Raw genomic sequence first — 21,127 nt, 5'->3', positions numbered from 1 at the left:
CCTCGCTGCCGCCCAATCGGAACCTCCGCGGCGCACCCACGCCTGATATCGCCTAGCGTCGATTCATGAACCGGCGACGGCGAGCTCGGCGCGACGCGACGCCACGCGCGGTCGGCCGGGTCGTGGGGCGAGTCCGCGTCGGCCGGGTGGTCGGCCGGGTGCCGCCGAACGAGCAGGCCCAGACCGATGTGGCCCACTTCGACGAGATACCCCCGCCGGTCTTCGCCGACGACAGCCGGGTCCGCCGCCGGCGCCTGCGCCGGCTCTCGTACGCCGTCGTGCTCCTGGCCGTGGCACTGCTGGTGGCCTTCTGGCTGAGCCAGATCATCGGCGGTATGCCGTCCGGCCAGCGATGACCGTCTACCACGGCAAACCTCCGGCCGACCCGGGTCTGACCACCGGCCAGATCCCGGCGCTGCGGCGCCGGCGGCTGGTGCTGCGCATCCTGGTCGTCCTCGCCCTGCTCGCGCTGCTGGGCAACATGCTGCTGGTGGAGGCGTACCTGCGTTCCGAGTTCGCCCCGGACAGCGCGCCGCAGCAGGCGCGGCCGGTCGACGCGGTGCCGGCGGCGGTGCGCTCCGGCGGCCCCGTCGTCGACCTCTCCGGCGACAAGCCCCGCACCTACCGGGTGCCGGCCCGGACGATCACGCTGACCTTCGACGACGGGCCGGACGCGCGGTGGACGCCGCGGATCCTCGAGGTGCTGCGCCGGCATCAGGCACATGGCACGTTCTTCGTGCTCGGCTCTCAGGTGGTCCGCAACACCGGCCTGTCCGCACGGATCGCCGCTGAGGGCCACGAGATCGGTGTGCACACCTTCACCCATCCGCGGGTGTCGGCGCTGCCCGCCTGGCTTCGCCGTCTGGAGCACTCCACGACTCAGGCGGCCATCGCGTACACCACCGGCCGTTCGACCACGCTGTACCGGCCGCCGTACTCCTCCATGGTCGACGCCCTCGCCAACAGCGACATGCCGACGCTGCGGGAGGCCGCCCGCCAGGGCGACCTGACCGTCCTGAACGACCTGGACAGCCAGGACTGGCGGCGTCCGGGCGCCGAGGCGATCCTGCGGCACGCGACACCCCGCGGCGGCTCCGGGGCGATCGTCCTGATGCACGACGCCGGTGGGGACCGGTCGCAGACCGTCGCCGCCCTGGACCGGCTGATCCCCCGACTGAAGGAGCGCGGCTACCGGTTCACCACCGTTTCCGAAGCGCTCGCCGGCCGGATCCCGCCGCCCAACCCACCCGCCGGCTTCGCGGAGAAGGCGCGCGGCTGGGCGCTGGTGACGATGATCCGGGTCGCCGACCTGACGCTGCGGCTGCTCTGGGTCCTGCTGTTGTGCGCCGGGGCGCTGATCCTCGCCCGTACGCTCCTGCTCCTGCTCCTGGCGGTCGGGCACGCCCGCCGGCGCCGCTCCGCGTCGTGGTCCTGGGGCCCGGCGGTGACCGACCCGGTGACGATCATCGTGCCGGCGTTCAACGAGGCGACCACGATCGGCCCGGCCGTGCGCTCGCTGGCGCTGTCGGCGCACCCCGGCGTCGAGGTGATCGTGCTCGACGACGCCTCGACCGACGACACCGGACAAGCGGTACGGGACCTGCACCTGGGGAACGTACGGGTGATCCGTACCCCACCCGGCGGAAAGGCGGCCGGGCTCAACACCGGCATCGCCTTCGCCCGCCACGACCTGATCGTGATGGTGGACGCGGACACGGTGGTGGAGACCGACTCGGTCCACCGGATCGTGCAGCCGTTCGCCGACCCGGGCGTCGGCGCGGTCTCCGGCAACGTCAAGGTCGGCAACCGGCGCGGACTGCTCGGCAAGTGGCAGCACATCGAATACGTGGTCGGTTTCAACCTGGACCGCCGCCTCTACGACACCCTCGGTTGCATCTCCACCATCCCGGGAGCGCTCGGCGCGTTCCGCCGCCAGGCCCTGCTCGACGCGGGCGGCCTGAAGATCGACACTCTCGCCGAGGACACCGACCTCACCATCGCCATCCAGCGTGCCGGGTGGCGCGTGGTCTTCGAGGAGTCGGCACGCGCCTGGACGGAGGCCCCGACCGGCGTACGGCAGCTGTGGCAGCAGCGGTACCGGTGGAGCTTCGGCACGATGCAGGCGTTGTGGAAGCACCGCCGGGCCGTACGCGACAGCGGCCCGTCCGGCCGATTCGGGCGCCGCGGTCTTCTGGTGATTACGCTGTTCACCGTGCTCTTGCCGCTGCTGGCACCGCTGCTCGACATCATGGCCGTGTACGGCTTCGTCTTCCTCGATCGCCGGGAGTTCGCGATCGGGTGGCTGGTGATGATGGCCGTGCAAGCCGTGACGGCGGTCCTCGCCTTCCGCCTGGACCGCGAGTCGCTACGCCCGCTGTGGAGCCTGCCGTTGCAGCAGATCGCCTACCGCCAGCTCATGTATCTGGTGCTCCTGCACTCCGCCGGCACCGCCGTGGCCGGCCGCCGGCTGCGCTGGCAGAAGATGCGCCGCACCGGCGAGGTCACCGTCCCGGCCCGGCCCGCGTGACCGACAGCGACGAGGAAGGGAACCGCGATGCCGCACGAACCTGGAGAGCTGCTCGCCGGCCGGTACCGGCTCGACGACCGGATCGCCTCCGGCGGTATGGGCGACGTGTGGCTGGCCACCGACACCGTGCTGGGCCGCCGGGTCGCGGTCAAGACACTGCGCGCTGACCGGGCCGTCGACCCGCAGTTCCAGACCCGGTTCGAGCACGAGGCCCGCGCCATGGCCGCACTGCACCACCCCGGAATCGTCGACGTGTACGACTTCGGGCGGGAAACCGGCGAAGACGCGTACCTGGTCATGGCACACGTGGACGGGCAGCCGCTGAGCCAGCGCATCGCCGAGCAGGGCCGGCTCACCCTGGCCGACACCCTGGCCGTCGTGGCCCAGGTCGGCCGCGCCCTGCAGGCCGTCCACGACGCCGGCATCGTGCACCGCGACGTCAAACCCGCCAACATGATCATTCGACCGGACGGGACGGTCGTCCTGGTCGACTTCGGCGTCGCCCGGTCCAGCAGTTCCGCCGCCCTCACGGGCGCGCGGGACGTGATCGGCACCGCGAACTACATCGCTCCGGAGCAGGTGTCCAAGAAGCCCGTCGGCCCTGCCGCCGATGTGTACGCACTCGGCGCCGTGGCCTACCACTGCCTGTCCGGGCACCCGCCGTTCTTCGGCGACAACCCGGTCGCGGTCGCCATGCAGCACGTCATCGAGGAACCCCCGCCGCTGCCTGACGACGTACCACCGCGGGTCCGTGGCTTGGTGGCCACCGCGCTCGCCAAGGATCCGGCAGCCCGCTACCCGTCCGCCGCAGCGATGGCGGCGGCCGCCGATGCCGCCGCCAGCGCGACGCCGGCGGGTGCGGAGGCTGTCACGCTCGCGTTCACCCCGATGCGTACGGGCGCCGGCCACCGAACGCAGGTCCTGGCCGTGGTGGCCGCGTTGTCGGTACTGCTCGCCGCGGGCACGGCCCTGGCCATCGCCGACCCGTTCGGCTGGTTCCCCGGCACGCCGCAGCCCGCCACGTCGGAGCCGGCCGCTCCATCAGGCACTCCGTCCCCGGCACGTTCACCTCGGCCCGACGGCGGCAACGGCACCGGCGGGTCCACGCGAAAGCCGACATCCCCGCCCCGGACGACCAGCCGCACCCCGAGTCCGGAGAACTCCACGACGAATCCCACGAGCGGCACACCGACGACGACATCGGCGCGGCCACCCACCACCACCGAGCCCACCCGGGAGGAACCCAGCGATCCCCCACCCGCGTCCGGCAGCTGACGAGCGCCGGCTCTACCGCCGCCTCTCCACCGGCAGAGCCAGAACCTGCTCGTGATCGAACCATTCGCCGGTGGGCCGGAACCCGTATCGCAGGTAGAAGCCGTACGGTGAGCCGGGGCCGGGCACAATGCTGGTGATCAGGACGTCCGCGGCGGGCCGCTCGCGCAGATACTCGACGAGCAGGTCGAGAGCCGCTCGGCCGTAACCGTGACCTTGATGCCGGCCGTCGATCAGCATCCGCCACAGGTAGTAAGGCCACGGGATGACGCCGTTGTCCGGCTCAGCGGCATCGGCCAGCATGAGGAACCCGACCGGCACGTCGTCCGAGTAGATGGCGCGCAACCAGGGTCGCGCTCGCGGGTTGGCCGACGCCTCACTCAGCGACGATGTCACGCCGTCGACGAATTGTTCCTGGTCAGGCCGGACACGTAGCGCCGAAACCACGTCCCGGTTGTCGTCGTCGATCGCGCGTAGTCGTACCGATCCGGACAGGCTCCGCATCTCGTCATCATCGCGGTGCCGAGCCGGTGCGTCGAGCGGTGATGGTCAGTCGGTCTGGCGCCGGGACAGCCGGCGCAGCTGGCCGATCCGGGCCGCACCGACCGCCATGGTCACGAGCGCCGCGCCCACGGCGGCGATCAGCAGGGCCATGGCCAGCGGCAGGTTGCCGTGCAGCCCCAGGAAGGTGACCTCGACGCTGCCGGTGTTCTGCAACATGAAGACGATCAACACCACGCTGAACAGCGTCGCGACGCACAGGCCGAACCAGGCAGCGCCCGTACGGGTACGCGGCACCCTGCCGGTGGGTGACTTCGGGTCCTCGTCCGCGGGGGTGATCGGAGTTTGCCGGAGATCGTCGGACATGACGTCCCCCTTCACGGGGTAAGCCGAGGCGGCACCCTCAAGACGGGGATGTCGTCAATTTCGGAATATTCCCATCGTACTCTTGTGCCAATACACGGCTGTGCGCGCACTCGACGTAATCGTTCATGGTGAACGAATGGCATTGACGTGGCTAGAGCCGACTGTGGACGCGTTGCGTGTGGCGCTGCGCATGGTGGCGCCGGAGCTGGCCGACGGCACGATCGTGCCTCGAGGGCCGGAGCCGAGTGATGATCCGCAATGGTGCGCGGCCAGTGCCGTAGTCGATGGCCGATTCGTCGTGAAGTTCGCCTGGGCTGAGCCACCCGCACGGCGGGCCGATGGCGGATGCCTCGGCGAACACGCTTCGTGCCCGATTCGGGGCGCTGATCCGATCCGATCAACGGGACCGGGTGCTGATCTGGTGCGATTGGGCCGACCAGGTACTCGCGGCGCCCGGCCGGACCGTTCTGGTGCACGGCGACTTCCACGGCGACAATCACCTCTGGGATCGCGAGTCGCTGCGGCTGCGTCTTGTCATTGGACGAGGACCGGATCATGGCTTGGCACCTGCGCACCGTTCTGGGTGATGCGTTGTGGCAGGCCGAGGCCGGGGTCGCGTCGCCGGACCGTCGCACGCCGGCGCAATGGGTCGATGATCTGGACGCTCGATTCACCGCTCTTGGAACGTTCGGCTAGTCGCTGAGCGCTACAGAGGACGATGTCGGGTTTTGCGCTCAGGCGGTGGTGGCGTAGGCCGCAACAGCCCAGAATGCGCCGATGACGGGGAGCGCCGACAAGGCGATCAGCCGGCCACCGTGCGGGTTTGGCGCTTCAGGACCTTGCCTCACCGCCGGGAACAGCGCGCGGTAATGCGATTTACCGCCCGCCCCCACGCGCGCATGATGGAGCCATGCAGTACGCGCCGCGCTTCTTCGGTCGCCACTCGGCGGCCCGCTGACGCGTACCCACGTCACCCTTCAACGGCCGCCCACCGGGCGGCCGTTTCCGTTTCGCGGATCTCCGGCCGGTGGGCGCCCCACCCCCGGAACGGAGCACTCCGATGCACACCCACCTCTCCCCCGCCGCGCTCGCCGCCGACCTGGCCGTGCGGGACCTGACCGATCCCGCCGGCGGACCGCACGCTCTGCAAACCCTGGTCGTCGCCGCAGGCAGGCACCTGGCCGCGCGATGGGACATCGGCACGCTGTGGGAACGCGGCGAGCGGATCGTGTCCGTCGCCGACAACTACGACCGGCTCGGCTATCCGGCCGGTGCCGCGGCCCGCGACCGCCGGTACACGCGGTACGTGGCTCCGGACCGGCTGCTGCGCACTCAGACGTCCGCGCTGATCCCGCCGGTGCTGCGCCGTCTCGCGCGGCGACCGGTCGCCGACGTGCTCGTCGTCGCGGCGGGAATGGTGTACCGGCGGGACGTCATCGATCGGTTGCACACCGGCATGCCGCACCAGGCCGACCTGTGGCGGATCCGCACCTCCGGCGCCGCGCTGACCGTGGGTGACCTGGACGAGATGGTCGCCGGGGTGCTGGCCGCGGTACTGCCAGGGCGGGCGTGGCGGACGATTCCGGCGGTGCACCCGTACACCACGGCGGGCGGCGAGATCGAGGTGGCCGCAGCGGACGGGCAATGGGTCGAGGTCGGCGAGTGCGGGCTGGCGCATCCCGGTGTCCTCGCCGGTGCGGGCCTGGCCGGGGCGTCGGGGCTGGCGATGGGGCTGGGCCTGGACCGGCTTCTCATGCTGCGCAAGGGGATCGACGACATCCGGCTGCTGCGCGCTGCTGATCCGCGCATCGCCGGGCAGATGCTGGGTCTGGACCCGTACCGGCCGGTGTCGGCGCAACCGGCGGCCCGGCGCGACGTCTCGGTGGCCTGCGACGAGGTGCTCGACGACGAACTCGCCGGGGACCGGGTCCGGGACGCGCTCGGCGCGGACGCGGACCTGGTGGAACAGGTCCGGATCCTGTCGGCCACACCGGCGGCACTGCTGCCGCCGGCCGCGGCGGACCGGCTGCGCATCGGGCCTGGCCAGGTGAATCTTCTGGTACGCGTGGTGCTGCGCGCGCCCGCGCGGTCGATCCCGGTGCCCCTGGCGAACCGGCTGCGCGACCGGATCCACGCCGCGCTGCACCACCCGTCCGGAGAGTAAGCGCCTCGTCGGCGGGTATCGGCGTAGGAGAACGGACAGGAGACTCGCGATGGCTGCCAAGGAACCGCAGGAAGTCGCCCGCGCCGCCGTGACGGTCGGCGTGAAGAAGGCCGAACTGCGGTGGGACAAGACGCTCGTGGGTTCCTTCCTCGCCGGGACCTACATCGCGTTCGGCGGGCTGGTCGCCATCACCGTGTCGGCCGGGCTCGACCCCGAACTCTGGGGCAGCCTGCCGACGCTGTTCACCGGCGCGGCGTTCACGCTGGGTCTGGTACTCGTCCTGATCGCCGGTTCGCACCTGCTCACCGGCAACATGCTGCTGGTTCCGCTCAGCGCCATGCAGGGCCGGCTGTCCTGGGCCGACGTGCTGAGAAACTTCTCCCTGGTGCTGATCGGCAACCTCGCCGGTGCGGTGTTCGTCGCCTACTTCCTCGCCGTGCAGACCGGCGTGATCGGTGACATCGGCAGCGAGGCCGGCAGCCCGGGCGCGCTGGCCTACGAGCGGCTGGCCGTGATCGCCGAGGCGAAGGCCGTGCACGAGAGCAACTGGCAGATCTTCCTGCGCGCGCTCGGCTGCAACTGGCTGGTGTGCCTCGCGGTATGGATCTCGCTGGCCTCGGACCAGGTCTCCGGAAAGATCCTCGGCATCTTCTTCCCGATCATGGCCTTCGTGGCGATGGGCTTCGACCACCTGATCGCCAACATGTTCTTCCTGCCGGCCGCGATCTTCGCCGGCGTCCCGGACCTCGACTGGGACGACACGGTCCGCAACTGGGTCTTCGCCTTCGCCGGAAACCTCGTCGGCGCGGTCGTGTTCGTAGCGACCACGTACTGGTACATGTATCTGCGCGACGACCAGCCGAACCAGGCGACACCTTCAAAGGACCATGACTGACGGAGGTCCGCTTCCCGGTCTCGCTTCTTCGGGGTACGGTAACCGCCCGTCCCGCCGAAGCCGTCCCGTCCCCGCTCTCCCAGCGCCGGCAAGCAGCCGCACACGGCCCCAGCGCGGCCGCCGGGAAACAGCACGGAGCTTGCCTGAGCTGGTCAGGCGGATTCGCGGACCACCACGGTCGGCTGGAAGATCACTGAGCGGGGCAGGCGGCCGGGCTCGTCGATGTGGGCGATGAGCAGCTCGGCCATCTCCGCGGCCATCTCCTCGACCGGCTGGCGGACCGTGGTGAGTGGCGGCCGGCATTCGAGGGCGGCGCTGCTGTCGTCGAAGCCGACCACCGCCACCTGATCCGGCACCCGCCGGCCCAGGTCCTGCACGGCGCGCAGCGCGCCCTCGGCCATCAGGTCGCTTGCCACGAAGAGGCCGTCCAGGTCGGGGTGCTCGGCGAGTAGCCGGTGGGCGGCCGCCTCGCCGCCGGCCCGGGTGAAGTCGCCGACGACGGCCGGCACCTCGGGCAGGCCGTGGCCGGCCAGGTAGGAGCGGAAGCCGTCGAGGCGTTCGGCGCCCGCCGGGATGTCGAGCGGGCCGCTGATCGTGGCCAGCCGGCGGCAGCCGCGATCGAGCAGGTGCTGGGCGGCGAGCTGGGCGCCAAGCCGCTGGTCCACGTCGACGTAGCTGACCGACAGCGGGCCCGGCGGCCGGGCCGACAGCACCGCCGGGATGCCGAGCGCCAGGACCTGGCCGGGCAGCGGGTCGTCGCCGTGGCTGCTGATCAGCAGCACCCCGTCGACGTGGCCCTGCCGCAGGTAGCGGACCACCTGGTGGTGGTCGGCCGAGTCGGTGGGCACCACCACCAGGTGCACGTCGTGCGGGCGCAGCGCGCCGGTCGCGCCCGCGGTGACCCGGCCGAAGTACGGGTCGGTGAAGATCCGGTTCAGGAATGAGTGGTCGTCCGGCCGGTCCGGCTCGCTGATCACCAGGGCCACCGAGTTGGAGCGCCGGGTCACCAGGCTGCGGGCGGCGACGTTCGGCACGTACCCCGTCCTGGTGATCGCACGCTGGACCGCGTCGCGGATCTCGGGTGCCACGTTGGCCGCGCCGTTGATCACGCGGGACACGGTGGCCCGGGAGACGCCCGCCGCGGCGGCCACCAGATCCATGGTCGGATGGTGGGCGCCGCGGCCCGGTTTAGAGATAACCCCTGGGGGCCCGGGCCCCCCCCGGCGGGGGCGCCCACCTTCCCCGGGGGGGGGGGGCGCCCCCCGCGGCCCGGTTTCGAGATCACGCCCACTGTTGTATCAGGGCCGTCCGTCGACACCGCACTTGATGATCGGGCGGATGCAGTCGTTCACCCGGCGCGCCATCTCCTCCACCGGCCAGGCGTTGAAGAAGTCGCCGTGCATCGTGTACCCGCCGCCGGAGGCCAGCCGCAGCCGGGCCGGGTTCCCGTTGACCGGGTACCGCATGACCTGCCGCAGTTTCGGCACGACCACCGGGTGGCTGGCCGGGCAGGCGTTGCCCACCGGGTACGCCATGTGGCTCTTGTGGTCGGCCGAGTCCAGGTCACGGCCGTTCCAGCAGTGCGGGAAGTCCAGGTACGACTCCAGCATCGTGCCGGCCGGGCAGTTGACGAAGTCGGACGAGGAGCCGACGTGCCCGGCGTGCAGGCACGACCAGCGCGAGATGGTGTTGTCGGCCGGACCGGTCGCCTTCGCGTTGCCGGCGACGATGCGCAGGCCCAGCGGCAGCGGCTGGGTCTGTGCGATCAGGTCGTCCCGGACACCCTCACCGAGGTAGTAGAAGATGCCGGTGACCGGCTCGACCGGCACGTTGTCCTGGTACATGGTGGGGATCCAGTACGAGGACTTGTCGATCGACGGGTTGCAGTTGCTGTTCGCGTTGAGCAGCGTGTCGACCGTGCTGTAGGCGTTGGTGTTGGTGGCGCCGAAGAAGCTGTGCATGTGCGAGGCGCCCGGCAGGTTCGGGAAGATGATCGGGTCGTCCGGGAGCCGGTGGCTGAACGGGCAGTCGGCGAGGAACTCGGCCACCCGTACCGCGCCCGGCGGGATGGTCGGCGTACCGCCGCCGCCTCCCCCGCTGCCGAACACCTGGAACTCCTTGAGCGACACACCCCACTGCGTGGCGCGGACGGTGGTTTCCAGTCGCACGTAACGGCCGGTGCCGCTGACATTGATCGTCTGCCGTCCGCCCGTACCCGTCGTGGTGTTGTGGATCGTGGTCCAGCTTTGCCCGTTGGCCGAGGTCCGCAGGCTGAAGGAGCGGGCGTACGCGGACTCCCAGTCCAGCACGACCGAGGTGATCGTGGCGCTCGCGCCGAGGTCGACCTGCAGCCATTGCGGGTCGCTGAACGCGCTGGACCAGCGGGTGCCGGTGTTGCCGTCCACGGCGTTGGACGCCGGGAAGGCGGCGTTCTCCACCGACGAGGCGGTGGCCGTCCGGCCCTGTGACAGCAGGGTGTCGGCGGCACTCGCGCCCGAGGCGTTCACCAGCAGGTAGGCGGCGAGGACGGCGGCCGCTGCGCCGGCGAACAGGCGCCTCATTGGTACACCCTCACGTAGTCGACGAGCATCCGGCTCGGGAACGGGGTGGTGGCGTCGATCGGGCCGGGGAAGTCGCCGCCGACGGCCAGGTTCAGGATCAGATAGAACTTGTGGTCGAAGATCCACGGGCCGCGGGTGTTCTCCACGGTCTCCTTGTTCGCGGTGAAGACCAGCTGGTTGTCCAGGAAGAAGCGGATGCCCTTGCTGTCCCATTCGGCCGCGTAGGTGTGGAAGTCCAGCGACAGGTCCGGGGTGGCGTACTTCTGGCCGTAGCCGCCGCCACCGTTGTAGGCCGGGGCGTGCAGCGTCGAGTAGGCCTCACTGGTGTTCCGGCCGAGGACCTCCATGATGTCGATCTCGCCGTTGTACGGCCACGGGCGGCCCTGCAGGAAGTCGTCGCCCATCATCCAGAACGCCGGCCACAGACCGTTGCCCTTCGGCACTCTGATCCGCGCCTCGATCCGGCCGTACTGGACGTGGAACTTGTTGCTGGTGTTCATCCGGTGCGAGGTGTAGTCGCGGCCGTTCGAGGCCTCCCGGCGGGCTTCGATGACCAGGGCGCCGGTGCCGTTCATGGCGGCGTTGGCGCTGTCCGCCGTGTAGTACTGGACCTCGCCGTTCTGCGGGAAGCCGGGGTCGTAGGTCCACTTCGCGGTGTCCGGCTTGCTACCGGCCGCGCCGTTGAACTCGTCGGAGAACACCAGGCGGGTGGCCGGGAAGGTCGGATCGGCGGGCTTGGCGGGCGGTGCGGTCGGGTTGCCGCCGGTTCCGTACACGCTGAACTCCCAGAGCGAGTAGCCGTACGCGCTGCTGCGGGCGGTGCCGTACATCCGCACGTAGCGGCCGGTGCCGGTGGCGTTGATGACGTCCTTCAGGCCGTCACCGGTGGTCGTCGAGTAGATGGAGGTCCAGTTGGTTCCGTCGCCGGAGACCTGGATCTGGTAGGAGCGCGCGTACGCCGGGTCCCACTGCAGGACGACCTGGCTGATCTGCGCGGTCGCGCCGAGGTCGACCTGGATCCAGCCGGGGTCGACCCAGCCGCCGGTCGGGTTGGTGGCCCAGCGGCTGGCCGGGTCGTTGTCGAACGCCTTGTCCGCGGTGCACGGGTTGCACTGCGGGTCGTTCTGCTCCGTCGAGGCGCGGGCCGGCTTGGCGTAGGAGAGCAGCCGGGTGCCGCCGGGGTTGCTCGGCGAGGCGGTGGGCGTCGGCGAGGTGGGCGTGGTGCCGCCGGCGAAGACCTGGAACTCCCAGAACGAGTAGCCGTAGATCTCCAGGGCGCGCTGGGTGAGGTTGATCCGTACGTAGCGGGCGGTGCCGGAGACCGGGATGCTCTGCTGCCCGCCGGTGCCGGTGGTCGTCGCGTACGCCTGGTTCCACGAAGCGCCGTCGGTGGACAGCTGGATGGTGAACGCCCTGGCGTAGGCGCCCTCCCAGTTGATCGCGACCCGGCTGACCGCGGTGGCGGTGCCCAGGTCGACCTGGAACCACTGGCTCGCGGCGAACGCGCTGGACCAGCGGGTGCCGGTGTTGCCGTCGACCGCGGCCGAGGCGGGGGTGCCGGCCCATTCGACGGACGAAGCGGTGACCGGCTTGTTCTGCGAGACGACCACCTCGGCGGCGTCGGCGTCGCCCGCGGTGACGGCCAGGAACGAGGTGAGCAGGCCGCCGAGCGCGGCGGCCAGCATCAGCAGCCGGCGCCGGCTCCTCGGTGGATCCGAAACCTGAACGGTCATGTGGGGAACTCCTCGGGGGAATGTGACACCGCGGTTTCACGGAGGGAACGAAATCGTGAAAGCGCTCTATTGGAGGTCACTTTGAACCGGGCGCTGAGCGCTGTCAATGACGGTGAAGCGCTTCCCCGGAACCGGTTCCGAGCATTGGCGCAGGTCACTGCGCTACTCGCGGCGGAAGAGGAGTTGAGTTCCGGAACCTACGGCCGGCAGAACTCGGCCAGCGCGTCCATGCCGGCCGGGTCGATCCACTCGAACCGGCCGCGCAGCAGATCGGCGCGCTGGTCGACGGTGGTGACCGCCGCGGTCAGCTCACCCCACGGCATGGCGACGTGCAGCAACGTCCGCTCGATCCCGGACGGCAGCGACGGCCGCTCGTCGGCCGCGGTGGCGCGCAGCAGCACGCCCTCGGTGGAGATGTCCTCGACCCGGCCGGTGACCGCGACCAGACCGCGGCGCCCGGCGGTCTCGACCTGCACGGTGCCGGTCGCCGGGTACGGCCCGGCCTTGCGCGCCGCCGCCCGCCGCTGGACCACGCCGGTCGGCGCGTCACCGAGCACCCGCAGCAGGTCGTCACGCAGTTCGGCCTCGACGAACGTCACGCCGGACGCGGTGACCAGTTCGAGGATCCCGAAGCGCCGGACACCCGGGCCGTCGAGGCTCAGCACCGGGATCGGCGGCAGTTCGGCGATGAACGGCGCCCGCGACTCGGCCAGGGTGACCAGGACGATCTCCTGCGTGTCCGGGCAGCGCAGAGTGAGGCTGCTGCCGGCGGGCACGGTGATCACCCCTCGGACGTTACCGGCCGCGGGCGGCGCGCATCGCCGGAACGCGTCAGTCCTCGACCCGGAATCCGATCTTCAGCAACACCTGGTAGTGCGCGACGTCGCCGTCGACCACCTGCCCACGGATCTCCTTGGCCTCGAACCACTCGATGTTGCGCACCGTCTGGGCCGCTTTCCGGATAGCGGTACGAATCGCGTCGTCGACGCTTGTCGGACTGCTCCCGACGATCTCACTGAGCCGGTACACGTGGTTGCTCACGACAGCCTCCCGTAGCTCCGCGGGCGCCCCGGTGACGCCGCGCCCTCACAGCCTCTCCCACCGGCCGGACACCCGCGAGCGTTCGCGCCGGTTCAGCGCTTACCGGTAACGCCTGTCAGGTCTCTGCGCATCCGCTGGGTGGTGACCTGATAGCCGGCGGTGCGGTAGAGGCTGATCGCGGAGGTATTCGACGCGAACACGTTGAGCTCGAGAGCGCGGGCGCCGTGTTCTCGAGCGGCCGCCTCCGCGGCGGTGAGCAGTGCTCGCCCCAGACCTTGGCCCCGGTGTTCCTCGGCCACCTCGATGAGGTAGAGGAAGGCGCAGTGCCGGACGCCGCGTGGGTGCGTCAGGGAGATCCAGAGCCGTCCGATCGGTGTGTCGTCGGCCAGTACACCGGTCAGGATGATCATGTCGGGAGTGGCCAACCCCCGCGGCAGTAGGGACGCGTTGCTTTCCCTAGCCCGGGTGAGGGCCTCTTCGGCCGTCCAGGTGCCGGCCGAAACCTGCTCCTGTGCGTAGGCGGCGGCGAATTCGGTCTGCCATTCGTCGAACTCCTCCGGAAACATCGGCCTGACATTCACCTTCGTCACGCTACGGATTCTTGCATGAGTCGATCAGGAAGATCAGTCCGTGGGTTCACGGCCGGGCCACGCGCCAGCCGGAGGCAGTCGCCTGTGGCCGCCATCAGGTCATCGCCGGTAGCATCCGGGAAGTAATCTCCCCCAACCTCGTTTGAGATCACTGATCTTTATCAAGGGTGCTCGAATGGCACGGAGCAACAATCTGACCACGGGAGACGCCGCGCGAATTCTCGGGGTCAAGACGGAAGACGTCCGTGAGTTGATAAGGTCGGGCGAGCTTCCGGCTGTCAAATTAGCCGGGAAGTTTCAGATCCGCCCCGAGTACGTTGCCGCCTACCGCCGTCGCAAACTCCGTGAACAGCTGTCCGAGAGCGTACTGAGCCGGCGAGCGCTCTTGAGGGCCGGCACGTCAATTCTCGGAGTTTTAGCGCTGAATATCTTCTACGACGCCACGAAGCACATCGTATGGGAGAAGTCGAGGGCCGGCAGGGACGCGCGGAACCTGTTCCGCTTGCTCTTCTCGCCGGCTGCGATGTCCGGTGGCGACGCCCCACTCTTCGACTACGCGCTGGGCCGGCGCCGATATGACGGGCCGGGACGCTACCATCCTGACAACTGGGCGGCGGGCGTTGCTATTGCTGCCGCACTTGAGTCGCGAAACATCTCGGTCGACGAATTCCGCCCTAACATCGGCCTGCAACTGGCAGGCGACATCGTTGTCGCGGGTGGGCCGACGTCGACTCAGGAAACGTCCATAGCGTGGGAGTTCGAGGGTCCGTCGACTCGGCAACTGACGCGCCGCAGGGACGCGGTAGTCCCCCTCAGGTGGTGGGGAGTTTCGAACGAGGACGATCCGAGCGTCGCGGACTCCATGCATGTCGGCTATTCGATGGAGCACGTCGGCGCCGTCGAGGACCAGATTTGGCCGCTGGTGGACAGTCAAACGGCGTCACCCGAGGTTCAGACCATTCCATCCGAGGATTCCGTTTCGGTGAACGGCAGGCATCTCGCCGTGCCGTACAACAACTATCTGATCGTCAGCCGATTGCCCAACTTTCTGGATCCGAGATTTCCGGATCTGGTTCGCGCACATCGAGCCACTCCGCACCTCACTGTATTCGAAGGTGCCAACGGGATCGGCACGCGGGCTGTCGATCTCCTGTTGTCGGCCGCCGGCCTGCAGTCGCTCGAAGACGCGGCGGACAAGCTCGACGGAGCCAGGAATTTTCAACTGCTGTTCGAAGTATACGGCCCTAGCTCATTCCCGTTCGGCCTTCATCGGTTCACCAGAATTCGCTTCGTTGCGGCGCACGATCTGTCGGACGTGGATACCGCGGCATGGCAGGAGGCACACAGGTATGCCCGCGCTCGCATTGCCCGCCCGGTGCGCTAATCCTCGATGAGGATTTCCGCAAGGAAGGCGGTCACCTCCGGCATGTAGCCGAGGTCGGTTCCGGGCGTGTAGAAGAAGTGCCGACACGTCGCGATCCTCCACGGGCCGGCGCAGCCTGCACAGGTCCTCGGTGCGGAAATTGCACACCGGGTCAAGTTCGTGGCAGTAGCTACGAACCTGACCCAGGCGCCCTGGGAGTATCCGGCGGTTGTGCGGTTGAACGAGGGCGCTCCAGCGCACCTGATGAACCACGTTTCGCCGGCGGGATGGTGTTTCCCGGCGGGCGCGCTGGGGCCTGGGCGGCAAGCCTGGCTCGCGGTGGGAGGGCGGGGACGGGTCGGGCTTCGGCGGGACGGCGATTACGCGTACCCCGAAGAAGCGTGACTGATAGGCAGACGCTGCTCAGATCGGCGGTCGCAGGTAGCCGTTCTCGGCCAGCGCGCGGGCATGCCTTTCGTAATCGCCCGGATCCGTCGGGGTGAAGGTGTTGAGTCCGTCCACATATCGGTTGAACATGCTGAACGCAGCCGCGATGAGCACGGTGTCGTGAATGGTTCGGTCGTCGGCCCCGGCCGCGCGGGCCTGTTCGATGTCGTCGGCGGTCACCGATCGGCCGTCCACGCGCACCTTGTCCGCGATGGCCAGCAACACGGTCATCAGGGAATCCGTCGCGCCGGATCCGTCATCGCGGCGCAACCACCGCGCCACGGCGTCGTGGGTCTGGAAGCAGAAGGTGCATTCGTTGCGGCGGGACACGTACGCGGCGATGGTCTCCCGCTGCTCCGGGGTGAGCGGCGAAGGACCCCGCAACAGGGTCTCGGCGAGGCTGTTGAGCGGACCGGCGGTCTGCGGGTAGCCGGCCAGCAAACCGGCGATCCCGGGCAGTGGCGGCAAATCGATGTGCGGCACACCCCACGTCATCACGTCCGGCCACCGATAGCGTCGTCCGAACGGCCATCCCGTGTCGGCCGACAGGCGATGATCTGTCCACGCCCGACGATGGACACGAATGGATCTCACAGACCGGATCTCGTACAATCGGCCGCCTCGCGCCATGGACGACAGGGGGATCCAGGTGAGTACCGACAGCTCAGACGCCGCGGCCCGGATTGACATGACCAAACCGCATCCCGCGCGCCGGTACGACTACTGGCTGGGCGGCAAGGACAACTTCCAGGCCGACCGCGACGCGGCCGAGGCGATCGCCGCGGTCTTCCCCCACATCCGCACCGCCGCCCGGGAGAACCGTGCCTTCATGCAGCGGGCGGTGCGGTTCCTCGCCGCCGAGGCGGGCGTCCGGCAATTCCTGGACATCGGCACCGGACTGCCGACCGCCGACAACGTGCACGACGTCGCGCAGCGGATCGCCCCCGAGTCGCGGATCGTCTATGTCGACAACGACCCGCTCGTGCTCGTGCATGCCCGGGCGCTGCTGACCAGCTCCGCGGAAGGCGCCACCGCCTACATCGACGCCGACGCGAGAACCCCGGAGAAGATCCTCGCCGATCCGACCCTGCGGAGCACGCTGGACTTCTCGCAGCCGGTCGCGCTGCTGCTCGTGGCCCTCCTGCATTTCGTCGAGGACCAGGAGAATCCGTACGACATCGTGCGGCAGCTGGTCGCCGCGCTGCCGGCCGGCAGTTACCTGGTGCTGTCGCATGCGACGTTCGACCCGCTCGACGCGGAGACGATCGCCGCCATGGACGCGGTGAACAAGGGCATCAAGCCGATGTTCTGTCCCCGCCCGTTGGCGGAGGTCTCGCGCTTCTTCGACGGTCTCGAGGTACTGGAACCGGGCATCGTCTCGGTCTCCGACTGGCGGCCGCAGCCGGGACCTCGTCCCACCCCCGCCGAAGCCACCGGCTACGGGGCAGTCGCACGAACGACGAGAAGCCCGCTCTGAACGCCGCCGGCCTCGCCGAGGCACCGCTGCGCCAAGCCCGCAACTCGGCCGCCTTCTGGGCCGCGACCGGGCGCGCCCGCGGGCACGACGTGATCCGGCGCGCCGGCTTCCTCGCCGTTGCCGGCGATGAGCGTGCCGGCCTGCGTATCCTCCTTCAGCAGCCCGGCCTGGCCGCCGACGAGCTTGCCGAGATCGCCGAGCTGGCGCACCGCGCCCCCGGCCCGGTGGACGCCGAAGACCCGTTCAGCGCGACCGAGTTGAGCCACCTGGGCCTGCGCAGCTGGCAGATGCCGGTCATGCTGCGCCCGCCCGGTCCGGTCGCGCGGCCGGCGGTGGACGTCATCCGGGTGCGGCACGAGGAGGATCTGCACGCGGCTGAGCGGGCCGTGATCGCCGGCTTCGAGCTGACCCGGTTCGAGCCTTACCGGGGTGGCGAGATGTTCCCCATGGCTCTGCTGGAGGAGCCGGGTGTGGACGTGTTCGTCGCCCGGCTCGACGGTGAGGTCGCCGGGGCGTGCGTGACCGTTGTGGACAACGGATTCGGCAGCCACTACTGGGTCGGTACGCCGTCGAAGTTCCGCTCCCGCGGGGTGGGGCGGGCGGTGATGCTCGGCTCGCTCGCACCCCTCGCCGCGCTGCCGGTCACCCTCACCGCCTCGCGGCTGGGCAAGCCGCTGTACGAGTCCCTCGGCTTCACCTCCGCGGCACCGTCAACCTGGTGGTCCTCGCGGTAGGACCGCCGTCAGCCGCGCATAGGATCGGCGGCATGGCACTGCGGCTCGGTCAGGTGAATTTCAAGGCCCGGGACAACTCGGCGCTCGGCCGGTTCTGGGCGGCGGCGCTCGGCTGGGATGTCTTCGCCGAGCGACCCGGTGTGACCGCCGTGGGACCCGCGGGCTTCGTCTGGCCCGACCCGGCCGCCGTCTCCATCGACGTCATCGCTGTCCCCGACCCCGAAACGGTGCGGGACCGCGTGCACCTCGATCTCGCCACCACCTCGGCGGCCCATCAGGCCGAGTTGGTCGCGCGCCTGAAGGATCTCGGTGCGACGCCCGCCGACGTCGGCCAGGGCGACGTCCCGTGGACCGTCCTGGCCGACCCGGAGGGCAACGTGTTCTGCGTGCTGGAGCCCCGGGAGATCTACCGGGACACCGGGCCGATCGCCGCGGTGGTGGTCGACTGCGGCGATCCGCGGGCGATGGCCCGGTTCTGGGACGAGGCGATGGACTGGACCCTGCACGAGGTGACCGACGATCACGCGCGGCTGCGTTCGGCCAAGGGCGTCGGCCCGTACCTGGAGTTCCTCCGCACGTCCGGCCCGAGGACCGGGTGGAATCGCATTCATCTCGATGTGGTGCCGTACCCCGGCGATGATCAAGAGGCGGAGGTGGCCCGGCTCCGGGCTCTGAGCGCCACCGACGCCGACGTCGGCCAGGGCGAGGTTTCGTGGCATGTCCTGGCCGACCCGGAGGGCAACCTGTTCTGCGTTCTCGCCCCGCACTGACGCGAAGTTTGTATCGCGGGCATAAGAAGATCGCGTACGCGAGCGATACGATCTTCCGGCTTCAATAGCGGCATGAACCGAGGCGCAACCCTGTCACCAGCACCCCGCCGCACCCGCGGGTTCGTGCTGGTCGGCCTGGCGATCGCGGGGGTGGCGATCATCGCGTACGCCGTGCGGCGGCCACTCCTGATGTCGGCTCCGAGGTGCCTGGCCGGACGGTGGCACGGCTGCTACGACACGGAGAACGGTGTGCTGCTCATGATGCTGGTGGGCCTGCCGTTGGCCGCTCTGGTGGTGTGGGCGCTGGCGCGGTTCCGGCGCGCCGCAGGCGGCACCTCGGCGTGGCGGACGTCGCTGGCCGAGGTCGGCATGGTCTACGGGACGGTGCCGCTCGTATGGCTCACCATGATGCCGGGCCCGGGAGCCGGCATCGTCTCCGGCCGGGTGAGTCTGGTCCCGCTGCGGGATCTGGTCACGATGGGGCCGATCGGGATCGGCGGCAACCTGCTGATCTTCGCGGCGCTGGGGTTCTTCGCCCCGATGCGATTCGCGGCGCTGGCGTCCGTCCCGCGCATCCTGGCGCTCGCGGCCGGCTGCTCGGTCCTGGTCGAAACCGCACAGTACGTGCTGCGGCTCGACCGGGTGTCCTCCGTCGACGACGTGCTGGTCAACGCCGCCGGCGCCGTGCTGGCCGGCCTGGCGTCACGCCGCTGGTGGCGCACTACGGCGCAGGTGCCGCGCCCCGAACCGCTCGTACATCGGTAGTCCGGGGGCCTCACCCTCTGTACCGGCGGCGTGCCGAGCAGCGCCGCGACTAGAGTTCAGTTACGGACGTACGTTGTCCGGTCCTGAACAGCACCAAGGAGGCACCGATGACCGAATCCGCCGCGGACGGCAACACCGAACCGGAAGCCGAGGAGTCGCCCGAGCCCTTCGCCAACCGGGCGGCGCGCCGAGCCAAAGGTAAGACGGCTGCCAATCCCGCCATGGGTACCCAGGGCCAGCGCCCGGTCCGCTCCGGCACGGTCCAGAGCCCTCGCCAGTACGGCAACCGGCGAAGCGGCTGATCCACACACACGATGACGCGGCGCTGACCGCTCAGGGCTCCGTCGGGCGCCTCAGGTGGTCAGGCCCTCGTAGTACGCCTTCATGGCCGGGTAGTAGTCGCCGAAGTCGGGCTGCGCTCCGCCGTCGCGGGACGTGACCAGCAGGTCCAGGTAGTACTCCCAGCCGGGGCCGACCTCGCCGACGCCGTCGGAGGGCGTCAGGTGGTGCACGAAACGTAGCTCGGTGCGGCCGTCGGCGTGGCTGAGCAGCAGGTCGAGGCGCCACTCCTCGGGCATGCCGATGCTGGACAGGGAGAGCCGGCTCGGCGGTTCGCAGGCGTCGATGCGCATCTGTGTCCAGGGCGCGCCTTCCTCGTACACCATCTGCACTTGAATCGTGCGGCCCGGTGCCGCGTCGCCTTTCCAGGCGCCATACCACCTCGCGGTCCTCTCCGGATCGGTGACGCTGGCCCAGACATCGTCGATGTCGGCCCGGAAGATCCTGGTCAAAATCAGTTTGTCGCCGTCGACCTGTCCGGTCGGTGTGGTGGTCACGCGGTGTCCTCCAGTCGGTCGGGAGCCGCGCCGCCCCGGCGGCGGTCGCGGCGGGTGCGATGAACCTCGGTCTCCAGCGCGTCGAGCCGCTGGCCCCACACCGCGGCGCGGGAAGTGAATCCGGAGAGCCAGGCGCTGAGCTCGCCGAACCGGGACGGGTCCAGGTGGTAGTGGCGCTCGCGCCCGGCGGGGATGTCGCGGACCAGGCCGCACTCACGCAGCACCCGCAGGTGCCGGCTGACGGCCGGCCGGCTGATCGGGAAGCGCTCGGCGATCCGGCGCGCGGGCAGCGGCTGCTCCCGGAGCAGCTCCAGAATCGCCCGCCGAACCGGGTCGGCGATCGCCGCGGCCACGTCATCCACCCCGGAAGCGTAACCTACTGGTTACGCTTCCGCCTATGCGATGAATTTGCGAGCCCGCGCCGGTCTGAAGGGAAAACCTGGTAACACAACGAGGAGGACACCATGGGCTTGATCCACATCGACCTGTTCACGACGCTCGATCTGGTCGGCCAGGCGCCGGGTGGTCGCGAGGAGGACCCGGAGGGTTTCCCGTTCGGCGGATGGCAGGCGCCGCTGATCGACGAGACCGTCGGCCAGCAGGTCGGCGACGGGATGCGGGGCATGGACGCCCTGCTGCTGGGGCGCCGGACCTACGACATCTTCGCCGGGTACTGGCCGCACCAGAGCGACGAGACCGCCAATCGCCTGAACAGCATTCCGAAGTACGTCGCCTCGCGCGGCGAACCGGATCTGAGCTGGGCGGACTCGACCCACCTTGGACCCGACCTGGTGAGCGCGGTGCGAGAGTTGCGCGACAAGCACCAGCACGTCCACGTGATCGGCAGCCTGAACCTGGTGCAGACGCTGTTGCACGAGCGGCTCTTCGACCGGCTCAACCTGTGGATCTACCCGATCGTGCTCGGCGTCGGCAAGAAGGTGTTCGGCGGCGGTGAGGTGCCCGCCAACCTGAAGCTGCTGGAACCGGCGGTCACCTCGCCGAAGGGTGCGGTGTTCCTGCGTTACGGCCTGGAATCGGGCACGCCCGCTGTCGGCGAAATGGGGGCGTGAGAACCCGTCGCGTTG

At 69.8% G+C, this 21,127-nt stretch carries 25 protein-coding genes; 14 read left to right on the top strand and 11 right to left on the bottom strand.

Features of this window, described 5'->3' with window-relative positions:
• Positions 1–65 precede the first annotated feature (65 nt).
• The 3 genes from I4J89_RS08540 to I4J89_RS08530 are packed head-to-tail and all read left to right on the top strand — an operon-like array spanning position 66 to position 3,802.
• Positions 66–356, top strand: a complete 291-nt coding sequence (locus tag I4J89_RS08540; protein ID WP_196413293.1) for a hypothetical protein — start codon at positions 66–68, stop codon at positions 354–356.
• Positions 353–2,527: a bifunctional polysaccharide deacetylase/glycosyltransferase family 2 protein gene (locus I4J89_RS08535; protein WP_196413292.1), complete on the top strand. Its 2,175-nt coding sequence runs from the start codon at positions 353–355 to the stop codon at positions 2,525–2,527. The genes I4J89_RS08540 and I4J89_RS08535 overlap by 4 nt, the downstream gene beginning before the upstream one ends.
• A 27-nt stretch (positions 2,528–2,554) precedes the next feature.
• On the top strand, positions 2,555–3,802 hold the full coding sequence (locus I4J89_RS08530) for a serine/threonine-protein kinase (RefSeq protein WP_196413291.1): 1,248 nt from the start codon (positions 2,555–2,557) through the stop codon (positions 3,800–3,802).
• Between the two features lie 12 nt (positions 3,803–3,814).
• Here the strand turns inward: I4J89_RS08530 and I4J89_RS08525 are convergent, their stop codons facing one another.
• Both I4J89_RS08525 and I4J89_RS08520 read right to left on the bottom strand, forming a co-directional pair.
• Positions 3,815–4,303: a GNAT family N-acetyltransferase gene (locus tag I4J89_RS08525; RefSeq protein ID WP_196413290.1), complete on the bottom strand. Its 489-nt coding sequence runs from the start codon at positions 4,301–4,303 to the stop codon at positions 3,815–3,817.
• Positions 4,304–4,348: 45 nt separating this feature from the next.
• The gene (locus I4J89_RS08520; protein ID WP_196413289.1) at positions 4,349–4,666 is read right to left on the bottom strand and encodes a LapA family protein; all 318 of its coding nucleotides are present in this window, start codon (positions 4,664–4,666) and stop codon (positions 4,349–4,351) included.
• Between the two features lie 338 nt (positions 4,667–5,004).
• On the opposite strand from I4J89_RS08520, the gene I4J89_RS51925 reads away from it, so the two are divergent.
• From I4J89_RS51925 to I4J89_RS08505, 4 genes are all read left to right on the top strand, one after another.
• Positions 5,005–5,253 (top strand): phosphotransferase, encoded by a 249-nt coding sequence (locus I4J89_RS51925; RefSeq protein ID WP_373688107.1) that lies wholly within the window; start codon positions 5,005–5,007, stop codon positions 5,251–5,253.
• On the top strand, positions 5,222–5,362 hold the full coding sequence (locus I4J89_RS49400) for a hypothetical protein (protein WP_230858505.1): 141 nt from the start codon (positions 5,222–5,224) through the stop codon (positions 5,360–5,362). Before I4J89_RS51925 ends, I4J89_RS49400 begins: the two co-directional genes overlap by 32 nt.
• Before the next feature lie 364 nt (positions 5,363–5,726).
• Positions 5,727–6,830 carry a PheS-related mystery ligase SrmL gene (gene srmL, locus I4J89_RS08510; RefSeq protein WP_196413288.1) on the top strand — a complete coding sequence of 368 codons (1,104 nt, stop codon included), beginning with the start codon at positions 5,727–5,729 and terminating at the stop codon, positions 6,828–6,830.
• Between the two features lie 49 nt (positions 6,831–6,879).
• Positions 6,880–7,725 (top strand): formate/nitrite transporter family protein, encoded by an 846-nt coding sequence (locus I4J89_RS08505; protein WP_196413287.1) that lies wholly within the window; start codon positions 6,880–6,882, stop codon positions 7,723–7,725.
• A gap of 152 nt (positions 7,726–7,877) precedes the next feature.
• On the opposite strand, the gene I4J89_RS08500 is transcribed toward I4J89_RS08505, so the two are convergent.
• The 6 genes from I4J89_RS08500 to I4J89_RS08475 all read right to left on the bottom strand — a co-directional run bounded on the left by I4J89_RS08500 (position 7,878) and on the right by I4J89_RS08475 (position 13,650).
• Positions 7,878–8,885 carry a LacI family DNA-binding transcriptional regulator gene (locus I4J89_RS08500; RefSeq protein WP_196413286.1) on the bottom strand — a complete coding sequence of 336 codons (1,008 nt, stop codon included), beginning with the start codon at positions 8,883–8,885 and terminating at the stop codon, positions 7,878–7,880.
• Positions 8,886–9,023: 138 nt separating this feature from the next.
• The gene (locus I4J89_RS51430) at positions 9,024–10,286 is read right to left on the bottom strand and encodes a DUF1996 domain-containing protein (RefSeq protein WP_196413285.1); all 1,263 of its coding nucleotides are present in this window, start codon (positions 10,284–10,286) and stop codon (positions 9,024–9,026) included.
• Positions 10,283–12,019: a discoidin domain-containing protein gene (locus tag I4J89_RS08490; RefSeq protein ID WP_196413284.1), complete on the bottom strand. Its 1,737-nt coding sequence runs from the start codon at positions 12,017–12,019 to the stop codon at positions 10,283–10,285. Before I4J89_RS08490 ends, I4J89_RS51430 begins: the two co-directional genes overlap by 4 nt.
• A gap of 197 nt (positions 12,020–12,216) precedes the next feature.
• Entirely contained in the window at positions 12,217–12,804 is a 588-nt protein-coding gene (locus tag I4J89_RS08485) for a hypothetical protein (protein ID WP_196413283.1), read from the bottom strand.
• Positions 12,805–12,850: 46 nt separating this feature from the next.
• A complete protein-coding gene (locus I4J89_RS08480) occupies positions 12,851–13,060 on the bottom strand; it encodes a dodecin (RefSeq protein ID WP_196413282.1) in 210 nt (69 codons plus the stop codon).
• A 92-nt stretch (positions 13,061–13,152) separates the two neighbouring features.
• Positions 13,153–13,650 carry a GNAT family N-acetyltransferase gene (locus tag I4J89_RS08475; protein ID WP_196413281.1) on the bottom strand — a complete coding sequence of 166 codons (498 nt, stop codon included), beginning with the start codon at positions 13,648–13,650 and terminating at the stop codon, positions 13,153–13,155.
• Between the two features lie 175 nt (positions 13,651–13,825).
• Here I4J89_RS08475 and I4J89_RS08470 point away from each other — a divergent pair, with 175 nt between their 5' ends.
• Entirely contained in the window at positions 13,826–15,034 is a 1,209-nt protein-coding gene (locus I4J89_RS08470; RefSeq protein WP_196413280.1) for a helix-turn-helix domain-containing protein, read from the top strand.
• A gap of 402 nt (positions 15,035–15,436) precedes the next feature.
• Here the strand turns inward: I4J89_RS08470 and I4J89_RS08465 are convergent, their stop codons facing one another.
• A complete protein-coding gene (locus I4J89_RS08465; protein WP_230858504.1) occupies positions 15,437–16,072 on the bottom strand; it encodes a carboxymuconolactone decarboxylase family protein in 636 nt (211 codons plus the stop codon).
• Positions 16,073–16,109: 37 nt separating this feature from the next.
• Here I4J89_RS08465 and I4J89_RS08460 point away from each other — a divergent pair, with 37 nt between their 5' ends.
• From I4J89_RS08460 to I4J89_RS08440, 5 genes are all read left to right on the top strand, one after another.
• Positions 16,110–16,937 (top strand): SAM-dependent methyltransferase, encoded by an 828-nt coding sequence (locus tag I4J89_RS08460; protein ID WP_373688106.1) that lies wholly within the window; start codon positions 16,110–16,112, stop codon positions 16,935–16,937.
• A gap of 89 nt (positions 16,938–17,026) precedes the next feature.
• Positions 17,027–17,671 carry a GNAT family N-acetyltransferase gene (locus I4J89_RS08455; RefSeq protein ID WP_230858503.1) on the top strand — a complete coding sequence of 215 codons (645 nt, stop codon included), beginning with the start codon at positions 17,027–17,029 and terminating at the stop codon, positions 17,669–17,671.
• Between the two features lie 32 nt (positions 17,672–17,703).
• On the top strand, positions 17,704–18,441 hold the full coding sequence (locus tag I4J89_RS08450; RefSeq protein WP_196413278.1) for a VOC family protein: 738 nt from the start codon (positions 17,704–17,706) through the stop codon (positions 18,439–18,441).
• A gap of 72 nt (positions 18,442–18,513) precedes the next feature.
• Positions 18,514–19,206 (top strand): VanZ family protein, encoded by a 693-nt coding sequence (locus tag I4J89_RS08445; RefSeq protein ID WP_196413277.1) that lies wholly within the window; start codon positions 18,514–18,516, stop codon positions 19,204–19,206.
• Between the two features lie 107 nt (positions 19,207–19,313).
• Positions 19,314–19,508, top strand: a complete 195-nt coding sequence (locus tag I4J89_RS08440; protein ID WP_196413276.1) for a hypothetical protein — start codon at positions 19,314–19,316, stop codon at positions 19,506–19,508.
• Positions 19,509–19,559: 51 nt separating this feature from the next.
• On the opposite strand, the gene I4J89_RS08435 is transcribed toward I4J89_RS08440, so the two are convergent.
• Both I4J89_RS08435 and I4J89_RS08430 read right to left on the bottom strand, forming a co-directional pair.
• On the bottom strand, positions 19,560–20,042 hold the full coding sequence (locus I4J89_RS08435) for an SRPBCC family protein (RefSeq protein ID WP_196413275.1): 483 nt from the start codon (positions 20,040–20,042) through the stop codon (positions 19,560–19,562).
• Positions 20,039–20,404, bottom strand: coding sequence for an ArsR/SmtB family transcription factor (locus I4J89_RS08430; RefSeq protein ID WP_196413274.1), 366 nt, complete (start codon positions 20,402–20,404; stop codon positions 20,039–20,041). Before I4J89_RS08430 ends, I4J89_RS08435 begins: the two co-directional genes overlap by 4 nt.
• A gap of 102 nt (positions 20,405–20,506) precedes the next feature.
• Between I4J89_RS08430 and I4J89_RS08425 the strand changes: the two genes are divergently transcribed.
• Positions 20,507–21,112 carry a dihydrofolate reductase family protein gene (locus I4J89_RS08425; protein ID WP_196413273.1) on the top strand — a complete coding sequence of 202 codons (606 nt, stop codon included), beginning with the start codon at positions 20,507–20,509 and terminating at the stop codon, positions 21,110–21,112.
• The last annotated feature ends 15 nt before the right edge of the window (positions 21,113–21,127 follow it).

The sequence above is a fragment of the Actinoplanes aureus genome (genome assembly GCF_015704865.1).
In the GTDB taxonomy this organism is placed as follows: Bacteria; Actinomycetota; Actinomycetes; order Mycobacteriales; family Micromonosporaceae; genus Actinoplanes; species Actinoplanes aureus.
The sequence above is the reverse complement of the archived record's forward strand: the minus strand, read 5'-3'. Positions and strand labels throughout refer to the sequence as shown.

Excerpts from the sequence above, each read along its gene's own strand:
- I4J89_RS08490 (WP_196413284.1), bottom strand. The coding sequence starts at position 12,019 with ATGACCGTTCAGGTTTCGGATCCACCGAGGAGCCGGCGCCGGCTGCTG.
- I4J89_RS08470 (WP_196413280.1), top strand. The coding sequence starts at position 13,826 with ATGGCACGGAGCAACAATCTGACCACGGGAGACGCCGCGCGAATTCTC.
- I4J89_RS08425 (WP_196413273.1), top strand. The coding sequence starts at position 20,507 with ATGGGCTTGATCCACATCGACCTGTTCACGACGCTCGATCTGGTCGGC.
- I4J89_RS51430 (WP_196413285.1), bottom strand. The coding sequence starts at position 10,286 with ATGAGGCGCCTGTTCGCCGGCGCAGCGGCCGCCGTCCTCGCCGCCTAC.
- I4J89_RS08505 (WP_196413287.1), top strand. The coding sequence starts at position 6,880 with ATGGCTGCCAAGGAACCGCAGGAAGTCGCCCGCGCCGCCGTGACGGTC.
- I4J89_RS08440 (WP_196413276.1), top strand. The coding sequence starts at position 19,314 with ATGACCGAATCCGCCGCGGACGGCAACACCGAACCGGAAGCCGAGGAG.
- I4J89_RS08520 (WP_196413289.1), bottom strand. The coding sequence starts at position 4,666 with ATGTCCGACGATCTCCGGCAAACTCCGATCACCCCCGCGGACGAGGAC.
- I4J89_RS08525 (WP_196413290.1), bottom strand. The coding sequence starts at position 4,303 with ATGCGGAGCCTGTCCGGATCGGTACGACTACGCGCGATCGACGACGAC.
- I4J89_RS08530 (WP_196413291.1), top strand. The coding sequence starts at position 2,555 with ATGCCGCACGAACCTGGAGAGCTGCTCGCCGGCCGGTACCGGCTCGAC.
- I4J89_RS08450 (WP_196413278.1), top strand. The coding sequence starts at position 17,704 with ATGGCACTGCGGCTCGGTCAGGTGAATTTCAAGGCCCGGGACAACTCG.
- I4J89_RS08535 (WP_196413292.1), top strand. The coding sequence starts at position 353 with ATGACCGTCTACCACGGCAAACCTCCGGCCGACCCGGGTCTGACCACC.
- I4J89_RS49400 (WP_230858505.1), top strand. The coding sequence starts at position 5,222 with ATGGCTTGGCACCTGCGCACCGTTCTGGGTGATGCGTTGTGGCAGGCC.
- I4J89_RS08500 (WP_196413286.1), bottom strand. The coding sequence starts at position 8,885 with ATGGATCTGGTGGCCGCCGCGGCGGGCGTCTCCCGGGCCACCGTGTCC.
- I4J89_RS08540 (WP_196413293.1), top strand. The coding sequence starts at position 66 with ATGAACCGGCGACGGCGAGCTCGGCGCGACGCGACGCCACGCGCGGTC.
- srmL (WP_196413288.1), top strand. The coding sequence starts at position 5,727 with ATGCACACCCACCTCTCCCCCGCCGCGCTCGCCGCCGACCTGGCCGTG.
- I4J89_RS08445 (WP_196413277.1), top strand. The coding sequence starts at position 18,514 with ATGAACCGAGGCGCAACCCTGTCACCAGCACCCCGCCGCACCCGCGGG.
- I4J89_RS51925 (WP_373688107.1), top strand. The coding sequence starts at position 5,005 with ATGGCGGATGCCTCGGCGAACACGCTTCGTGCCCGATTCGGGGCGCTG.